Origin of the sequence: Phyllobacterium sp., from assembly GCF_037994425.1 — a bacterium.
Lineage (GTDB): Bacteria > Pseudomonadota > Alphaproteobacteria > Rhizobiales > Rhizobiaceae > Phyllobacterium.
Window position 1 is genome coordinate 1 of the sequence record NZ_JBBNAM010000389.1, and the last position, 8,967, is coordinate 8,967.

General features: G+C 55.6%; 9 protein-coding genes. 8 read left to right on the forward strand and 1 reads right to left on the reverse strand.

The genetic code is table 11. The features are described from left to right. Positions 1–805: 805 nt before the first annotated feature. Positions 806–1,213 carry a GNAT family N-acetyltransferase gene (locus tag AAAB35_RS25955; RefSeq protein WP_340671232.1) on the forward strand — a complete coding sequence of 136 codons (408 nt, stop codon included), beginning with the start codon at positions 806–808 and terminating at the stop codon, positions 1,211–1,213. Between the two features lie 22 nt (positions 1,214–1,235). Here AAAB35_RS25955 and AAAB35_RS25960 read toward each other — a convergent pair whose 3' ends face one another. Then, positions 1,236–2,141: a LysR substrate-binding domain-containing protein gene (locus AAAB35_RS25960; RefSeq protein ID WP_340671225.1), complete on the reverse strand. Its 906-nt coding sequence runs from the start codon at positions 2,139–2,141 to the stop codon at positions 1,236–1,238. A 175-nt stretch (positions 2,142–2,316) separates the two neighbouring features. On the opposite strand from AAAB35_RS25960, the gene argH reads away from it, so the two are divergent. The 7 genes from argH to AAAB35_RS25995 all read left to right on the forward strand — a co-directional run. Further along, positions 2,317–3,771: an argininosuccinate lyase gene (gene argH, locus AAAB35_RS25965; RefSeq protein WP_340671226.1), complete on the forward strand. Its 1,455-nt coding sequence runs from the start codon at positions 2,317–2,319 to the stop codon at positions 3,769–3,771. After that, positions 3,768–4,643: an amino acid ABC transporter permease gene (locus tag AAAB35_RS25970; RefSeq protein WP_340671227.1), complete on the forward strand. Its 876-nt coding sequence runs from the start codon at positions 3,768–3,770 to the stop codon at positions 4,641–4,643. Before argH ends, AAAB35_RS25970 begins: the two co-directional genes overlap by 4 nt. A gap of 11 nt (positions 4,644–4,654) precedes the next feature. Then, complete coding sequence (locus AAAB35_RS25975; RefSeq protein WP_340671228.1) at positions 4,655–5,425, forward strand: amino acid ABC transporter ATP-binding protein; 771 nt, start codon at positions 4,655–4,657, stop codon at positions 5,423–5,425. Positions 5,426–5,490: 65 nt separating this feature from the next. Next, positions 5,491–6,321 carry an ABC transporter substrate-binding protein gene (locus AAAB35_RS25980; RefSeq protein WP_340671229.1) on the forward strand — a complete coding sequence of 277 codons (831 nt, stop codon included), beginning with the start codon at positions 5,491–5,493 and terminating at the stop codon, positions 6,319–6,321. Positions 6,322–6,394: 73 nt separating this feature from the next. After that, the gene (locus AAAB35_RS25985) at positions 6,395–7,789 is read left to right on the forward strand and encodes an MmgE/PrpD family protein (RefSeq protein ID WP_340671230.1); all 1,395 of its coding nucleotides are present in this window, start codon (positions 6,395–6,397) and stop codon (positions 7,787–7,789) included. Positions 7,790–7,800: 11 nt separating this feature from the next. Then, a complete protein-coding gene (locus AAAB35_RS25990; RefSeq protein ID WP_340671231.1) occupies positions 7,801–8,667 on the forward strand; it encodes a polysaccharide deacetylase in 867 nt (288 codons plus the stop codon). Positions 8,668–8,791: 124 nt separating this feature from the next. After that, positions 8,792–8,967 (forward strand): DUF2200 family protein (locus AAAB35_RS25995; RefSeq protein ID WP_340671233.1); only part of this gene is annotated, 176 nt, incomplete at its 3' end.

The following is an 8,967-nucleotide window of genomic DNA, read 5'->3' on the forward strand; positions in this document are numbered from 1 at the left end:
GCGACCGTCCGCGTTCCCCCCTGCTGGGGACGGTCAGGAGGAACTGCCAGAACTCAGACACGGACGTTTTTTCCCGGTCGGACCATGGGCCTTGCGCGGATCGATATGAAAAAATGCGATCTCTCCAGGCAGAACGTCCGCGCGATCTTTCAACAGCGCATCAATCACGTCTTCACCTACGGGCAAAAATCTCCGTTTCCGCCCCCGCAGGCTCCACTACGGCAAATCTTTACCGACGAACCCGCCAAGCCGAGCGTGATGTGCTCTGGACGAAGCGCGTAAATGACGGGTTGGCCATCCTTCCGGTTCGCGCCATTGACCAACAATATCGGACCGCCACCGGAGACGAAAACGTTGCCGCTCAGATCTGACCGGATCGGGGCCCTCAGTCGACCGTTTAGAAAAACATGCGCCGACAGTGCCGCCGAAACGCACAAGATAGTTGACGTCCCATCGCAGTTAGACAACTTTCAAAGATCTGAACATCAGGCTATTTTGGGGATCGACAAGAACAACGCAAAACTGTACGGGGCCTTGTCCGAACAGTGAGCTTTCCCTGTAACGCCTCGCCGGTACGCCATTTCCGCCTATCTTGTGACATGCGCGCAAGAGGTGGTTGGCGTTTGACCTACGGGCCCAAGTTGGGGCGCGATCAGTTCTCCGGATAAGGCTAGATTTCCCTAGTCACAGTTGGCTCAATGGAGGCGATTTGCCTTAGCGATGACCGGTGGAGTAACACGTCGTGTTGTACCTCAGATTGCTTGAAGAAGCAGACTACGATGATTTGGCCTTTCTTTTCGAGGAAATGCAGGCGCACTACAATGTGCTGTGTCCACCACGAGAGTCGATTTTGGCAAATCTGCGCAATCTACCAGTGGGAGCCGAAATCCTTGTAGCAAAGAAAGATCGCATTGTCGGTTTTGCAGCATTCTCTGGGATATTTCCCGGTCCAGGGCTACAGTCAGGCTTGTTCCTGAAAGAACTTTTCGTTTCAAAGAGCCAGCGGGGGACGGGCATTGGAAAGCAATTGATCAAAGCCCTTGGGAGACTGTGTTTGGAACGCGGCCTTAGCCGCATCGACTGGACCGCCGACCGCAATGATGCGCCATTGCTCGACTTTTATGACAGTCTTGGCGCAAGCCGGAAACAGGATAAACTGTTCTACCGGATGGACGATCATGCTCTAAAGAAACTTGCCTTTGAAACTAACTGATGACGAAATCTGAGAGCGCTGATCAATCGGAGAGCATGGCTTTCGCCTCATCCATAAGCCAGCTCTTGAACATCTTCATTGAATAGCCCCCCGAAACATCCTGTGGAGTTGCGAACCAATATCCCCAATCGCTTCGGTAAGCGTAGCCGAGCGGATTCACAAGCCGCTTCGACTGAAGGTCGTCAAGTATAAGTCCACGCGGGATCAGTGCCATCCCCTGACCCGCTAGGGCCGCGCGTATTACCATGGTGTAATAGCCGAACCGGATAGTGTGCCGCGGCACGAGATCCGCGCACCCATTGGCAACGGCAAAATCCTGCCAGTGGAGCATCGTCTGCGGGTGCTCAAGCATGACGCCGCTTGCCAACTGTTCGATACTTTCCGGCATACCGATCTTGTTCCAATAGGATGCAGCACTCACAATCACGACCTCACGGCCAAACAAGTATGCCGCATCCTCGCGCGCAAGCGGACCGCGGACAAACCGGAAGATGCCGTCAGGCTCCTCCGTTTGTGTCGAGGAAACGAAAGTGGTGAACTGCACATCTATATCGGGATGTTTCTCCGCAAACCCGGCGAAACGCGGCAAAAGCCATCGGTCTCCAAAAATTGGAAGAACCTGCAACCGCAGAACATGCGGGTCTGGTCTCAACCGCGCAACTTGAAGTGATGCATCCTCCATCGCCTTCAGAGCTCTCCTTGCATGTTCGATATAAATGAGTCCAGCCTTTGTCGGAAGCATCCCTCGAGCAGTCCGGCGGAAGGCAGGACTGCCTATCAGCCCCTCCAGCGCGAGTAACTGCTTGCTGACGGCGCTTTGAGAAAGCGAGGTGCTCTCTGCGGCTGAGCTCGTAGAGCCCCGCTCCGCAATGGCGATCAGAACCTGAAGGGCCGTCGTCGATGGCAGTCTGGGCCGACTCGATGTCATACGATTATCTGTTCCCTGGCGTACTTTGGCCGGCGGATTGAGGTGAATGTAGCAAATCGCGATGGCAAATTCACCTAGTCGTTTTCTTCATATCGTAAGGAAATAACTTCGCTTGCCGGAAAAAACGGCATGTGGAAACCTGCTCAAGAATTGCACAAGACTTGAGGAGACAGGCATGACTGAGCCGACGAAATTATGGGGCGGACGTTTTAAGGCTGGACCATCCGAGGCGTTGTTGGCCCTCTCGCGCGCTCCGCAGTCGTATTTCCGGCTTTATGCCGAGGACCTCGCCGGCTCTCGAGCCCATGCCTCTGAGTTGCGGCGTGCCGGGGTTATCGACGATGCAGAATTCTCCGCGATCCGTCAGGCGCTTGATACAATCAAAGAAGATGTGGCCAGTGGACGTGAGGTACCGGTCGACGATGACGAGGATGTGCACACGTTTCTGGAACGGTTGCTGATTGCCAGGCTGGGCGCGCTCGGCGGCAAATTGCGTGCTGGTCGCTCGCGCAATGACCAAACGTCGAACAACACTCGCCTTTACTTGCGTCGGACCGTTCGAAAGTTGATGGCCGGAGTGATTTCCGTGGAAGAAGCGCTTGTCGATCAGGCGTCCCGGCACGTCGAAACGGTAATGCCCGGCTTCACCCATCTTCAGCCGGCGCAACCGATTATCCTTGGTCACCACATGATGGCGCATGCTCAGGCATTACTACGCGATATAGAGCGCTTCCGCGACTGGGACCGCCGGTTCGACCGATCCCCGCTGGGCGCTGCGGCGCTTGCCGGTTCTGCAATCGCCCGCCGGCCCGATCTTTCGGCAACCGAGCTTGGCTATTCCGGGGCGTGCGAAAACTCCATCGATGCGGTCGCAAGCCGCGATCATGTGGCCGAATTTCTCTTTATTTGTGGCATGGTTGCGGTCAATCTCTCTCGTCTTGCCGAAGAAATTTGCGTCTGGAGTTCGAAACAGTTCAGCTGGGTAAGGCTGCACGATTCTTATTCCACCGGCTCTTCGATCATGCCGCAGAAAAAGAACCCAGACATTGCGGAACTAGCACGCGGCATGTCTGGCAGCCTCATCGGCAACATTGCGGGCTTTCTGGCTACCATGAAGGGTATGCCGCTCGCCTATAATCGGGACCTTGCTGAAGACAAGCGGGCAATGTTCGAAAGCATCGATATTCTTGATACAATCCTGCCAGCTTTTGCGGGAATGGTAGCGACGCTTGATTTCGACGTAGTCAGGCTGCGTGAGGAAGCACCCCGCGGTTTCACCCTTGCAACCGAAGTTGCCGATTGGCTTGTCGGTCAGAACATCCCTTTTGCTGAAGCACATGAAATCACGGGCTCGGTGGTTCAATACTGTGAAGATCGGGGGCATGATCTCGCTGGTCTGACGGCGAGCGATCTTGCAGTGATCGACGCGAGGTTAAAGCCGGAAATGCTGACTGCGATCGACCTCGATCGTGCAGTCGCAAGTCGCACCGGCTATGGGGCTACGGCGCCGGTTCGGGTTCGCGAACAAATCGAACGATTTCGCTCCGCGCTTGCCGACAGCCACGCCTTTGCCATGGCGGTGCCGCCCAGCTCCAAAATTTCCCGGCAAATCGGTGAGGTCAAGGGATGACAACAGCAACCACAGACCGGTCAACCGGTGGCGATCAGCAATATGAGATCGCGCATCTAAAACTTGTTCCGAAGCGACATGTCGGACGAATGATTGCGGCCGCCGTGGTGCTGGCCCTGCTCGCGGCGTTGGTCCGGGCCTTCTCCGTAGGGCAGATCGAGTGGAGCTACGTCTCCCAGTTCCTGTTCTCGCCCGCCATATTGGCTGGCCTTTACAATACGCTTGTTATGACTGTAGCCGCCATGACACTCGGCATCGTTCTGGGCGTGGTTATCGCGATCATGCGCATCTCCGGCAATCCGGTGCTGTCATCCATCGCCATCGGATATGTCTGGGTCTTTCGCGGAGCGCCAGCCCTGCTGCAGCTCATGCTGTGGTTCAACTTGGCGCTTATTTTTCCCACCATGGGTATTCCCGGTCTCTTCGAATTCAGGACCGTAGACATCATGACACCGTTTGTGGCCGCTGTGCTCGGCCTCGGTATTTCGCAGGGGGCTTATACGTCGGAAGTCGTGCGAAGTGGATTGCTGTCTGTCGACAGCGGCCAATATGAGGCAGCCCGTACGATCGGCATGACGCAGTTGAAGATGCTGCGCCGCATCGTTCTTCCGCAGGCCATGCGTGTCATGGTGCCGCCGATTGGCAATGAAGTGATCGGGATGGTGAAGCTGACTTCGCTTGCCAGCGTCATCCAATATTCAGAGATCCTGCATAATGCCCAGATCATCTACTTCGCCAACACCCGTGTGCTTGAACTGCTTTTGGTCGCGAGTTTCTGGTACCTGTTTGTAGTGTCAGTCCTTTCTGTCGGCCAACATTACATCGAACGTTATTTCGGACGCGGTTCCAAGTCGATCCGTTCAGCGGTGTGAGGGAGCGAGACATGAGCAAGAACATTCTCGTGAAGGCAATCGACGTCACCAAGAACTATGGTCACTTTTGCGCGCTCGACAAGGTCAACCTTGAGGTCGCCCGTGGGGAAGTATGCTGCATCATCGGACCCTCCGGATCGGGCAAAAGCACGCTTCTGCGATGCATCAACCTTCTGGAGCGAATGGATGGTGGCGGCATCTGGGTGAATGACGAACTGGTTGGGTATCGCCGCGAGGGCAACAACCTCTATCAGATCAGCGATATCGAAATTTCACGCCAGCGCAGGCGCATCGGCATGGTGTTTCAGCGGTTTAACCTCTTTCCCCACATGACCGCACTTGAAAACATCATCGAAGGTCCTGTGCATGTTCTTGGCGAACCGGTCAAAGATGCAGAGGGACGCGGTAGAACCTTGCTGGAGCGGGTGGGACTGGCGGAGAAGGCCAACCATTACCCCTCCGAGCTCTCCGGCGGGCAGCAGCAGCGCGTCGCGATTGCGCGGGCCATGGGAATGCGTCCCGACCTTATCCTTTTTGACGAACCGACATCGGCACTTGATCCGGAATTGGTTTCGGAAGTGCTCGACGTCATGAAGGATCTCGCCGCCTCCGGCATGACGATGATCGTTGTGACACATGAACTCGGATTCGCGCGCAACGTCGCCAACACTGTCGCGTTCATGGAGGCCGGGAAGATGGTGGAATTTGGTTTGGCATCGGAAGTTCTCAGCGCTCCGAACAGTGCCAGAACGGCAGAATTCATCAAGGCCGTTCACAGCTGAACATAGAGCGGCTCCTTAGCCAGCATTGGATTCATTCACAACGATCGATCAAACAAGGGGAAATTATGAAGAAGCATCTCGCAATACTCACGCTCACATGCCTCGCAGCAACCGCCGTCCACGCTCAAGGTTTGCCGGAAAGGATAAAGTCAGCAGGTAAGGTCACTGTTGCCAATCAGCCGAATTATCCGCCAATGGAATACAAGGATCCGGCCACGAATACGTTAACCGGCGTTGATATTGATCTTGGGCTTGCTCTTGCCAAACAGCTCGGAACGACGGTCGAATGGACCGATATCGGTTTCGAGCAGATGATTTCATCCATTACTACAGGCCGTGTCGATCTGATTCATAGTGGCATGAGCGATCTGCCCAAACGCCGCGATACACTTGACTTCGTCGACTATATGAAATCGGGAGCCCAGTTCTACACCTCATTCGCTCGCAAGGACGAATTCAAGACGCTTACCGATTTCTGCGGCAAGACTATCGGCATGAGCCGGCGCACGTCCTTCCCCGATGAAACCGCCAAGTGGAGCGCCGCCAATTGCGAGGCCACTGGCAAGCCGGCAATCGTCGTCGTGGGAACGGAAGGCTCGGCGGATGCGCGCGCCCAGCTCAAGCAGGGTCGCCTAGACGCTGCTGTCCAGGGTTCCGAAACACTTCCCTATCTGATGACGTTGGAAAAGGATACGTACGCTGTTATCGGCGAACCCTTTACCGCCGTGTACCAAGGCATCGCTTTTGCAAAGAAGGATACCGAATTGCGCGACGCCTATGCCTCCGCATTGCGGGCCTTGATGGCGTCCGGCGAGTACAAGACGATCTTCGCCAAGTACGGCCTGGAGGGTACTTTGTTGGACGGCATCTATATCAACGGCGAGGCGGTAAAGTAACATTCAGCATCGTATCCCGGCGGCCATGTCGCCGGGATCGTCGCTTCGCTCCATGCCCTATGAAAAGTTGCTCATGTACGTTGTCAGCACTCACGATACCCCGATCGAGCGCCTTGCGGCCTTTGTTGCAAGCCTTCGTTTCGAAAACATTCCAACGGAAGTAGTCGCCAAGGCAAAAATCCACATCGCGGATACCATTGGCGCTGCACTGGCCGGCGCGCGCTCCGCGGAGTTTGGCCTCGCACGCAAAATTGCCGGCCAGAAGGGCCAAACGCGTCTCTGGGGTACACAAGCATTTGCATCGGCCCGGGATGCGGCACTGATCAATGGTGTCGCCGCTCATGCTTTCGAGCTCGATGATTCCGGCGGATGCGATCATTCTGGCGCAGTGGTCTTGCCCGCCGTTTTGGCGGCCGTGTCCACATCGGAACGCGCGGTCAGTGGTAAGCAGTTGCTCGCAAGCGTCGTCGCTGGTTATGATGTCGGACGCCGCATACTCGAAGCTGCAGGTGGATATGACAGCCATAATAGTCTTGGTTGGCATTCGACAGGAACCTGCGGCACGCTGGCCGCAGCGGCTGCCGTGGCAAATCTACAAGGGTTGCCGAAGCGGGGTTGCCTTGATGCCATGACTCTGGCGACAAGCTTTTCTTCCGGGTTGTGGGCGTTCATTCACGATGGCTCCCAGGCCAAAAAAATTCACGCCGGGCGTGCCGCAGAGGGTGGATTGTTGGCCGCCATACTGGCTGCTGAAGGATTTGCGGGTCCGTCGAGGGTGTTTGAGGATGTTTGGGGTGGCTTTTTCCGCTCTTTCAACAATTCATCGGGCGAGCCGGAAAAGCTTTCAGAGGCACTCGGGGAGAGCTGGAAAGTCAATCGAGCCGTGTTGAAGCCATACGCCTCCTGCCGTGGCGCCCACTCGGCCGTCGATGCCCTGGAAGACATTCTCTGCGAAACGGAACGACGCCCTGATGAGATCGTATCCATCCATGTGCAGCTGAGCGAAATGCTGTCGAGCATGTGTGGTCACAAGGGCAGCAGCTCCATGGCGGGCACACAGATGAGCCTTCCCTATGCAGTCGCTGCCCGTTGTGTTTTTGGTACCGCCGGACTCGATGCTTATTCCGCTCACCGGCGCTCGGATCCGCGTATCGGTGCCGTCATGCAACAAATAGAGCTTGAAATCGACCGGGCCATGCGGCCACTAGACGAGCCGGTCCTGACGCTGACATTTTCTGACGGATCCCGCGTCTCACGCATGGTCCCGCGTGCGACCGGTTCTTCCGAACGGCCAATGCTGCGCACGGCAATAGACGACAAGTTCCGCTACCTTGCCGGCATGAGCCTGGAGGACAATCAAGTGTCAAATCTCTCTGATATGCTCGATACGCTCGAACATCTTGATGATTGCCGCCGGTTCGAGACACTGCTTGCCGGTAACGCCCACAACCGGCCAACCTTCTACTGAAGGAATCTATCATGACCTATGATCTTTCTCCGCGCCCTCTGAATCCAGCGTTTGAGGCGCCGCCGATCGCATGGCCAAATGGCGCAAAAAGCGCACTTTTCATCGGCTTTGACGTTGATGCCGAAACCGCCTGGATTGGCAACAATCCGTCGAACATCGACCGCATGGTTACAACGTCGCATGGCGGCTACGACGCACGCGTCGGGATTGCCAAAGTACTCGAACTCATGAAGGAATTGGACCTCAAGGCAACGTTCTTTGTTCCAGGCTGGACCGCGCTGGCACATCCGGCTGCATGTGAGCCCATCGTGCAGGCAGGTCACGAGATCGGCCATCATGGTTATCTGCATAAAATGCCAGACCGGGAAAAGCTTGAAGAGTCGTTTGAGGAAATAGATCGGGGTTTCGAGGCCTTGGGAAAGGTTCTGGGAGTCACACCGATTGGCTATCGCGCGCCTTCAGGTGAAAATTTTCCAGAACTTCTCGCCTATCTGGCGAAGTCGGGCGTCCGCTATTCGAGTTCGTTTCGGGACGACATACTGCCATACCGTCATAAGCTCGCGGACGGCAGACCCGGACTGGTGGAAATCCCGGTCAATTTTGCTTTCGATGACTGGAACTTCGGCATGTCAAGCAGGACGAGTCCACGCCCCCTCTTTGGACGCGACGCAGTGCTTCCATTATGGATCGATGAGTTTGAAGCCACGCATGCTTGGGGCGGAATAACCACACTTGTCCTGCATCCGCAGGTTTCAGGGAGGCCAATGCGTTGGCACATCCTAAGGGAATTTCTGCTGCACGTTCAGGCAAAGAGTGACGTCTGGATCGCGACTGGCGCCGAAATTACCGGTCATTTTGAACATCTCGAACGGGACTAGGATAGGTGAGCGTTACCAGCCAAGCCATTTGTTCAATCTCAAAATCGCGCCGATAATTCGCCAGATGATAGTGATGTCAAGTCGGCCAAAGACAGCCTAATTTAGCGAGAGCCCAGGGTAGGCTATGGCAAAACACAGGATCTATACGACTAGCTTCGCAAGTGTTTATCCTCATTACGTTGCGAAAGCAGAGAAGAAGGGACGCACAAGAGCAGAGGTTGATCAGATCATCTCCTGGTTGACTGGCTATGACCAGAAGGAGTTACAAACTCAGCTTGAACAACAAACTGATTTCGAACA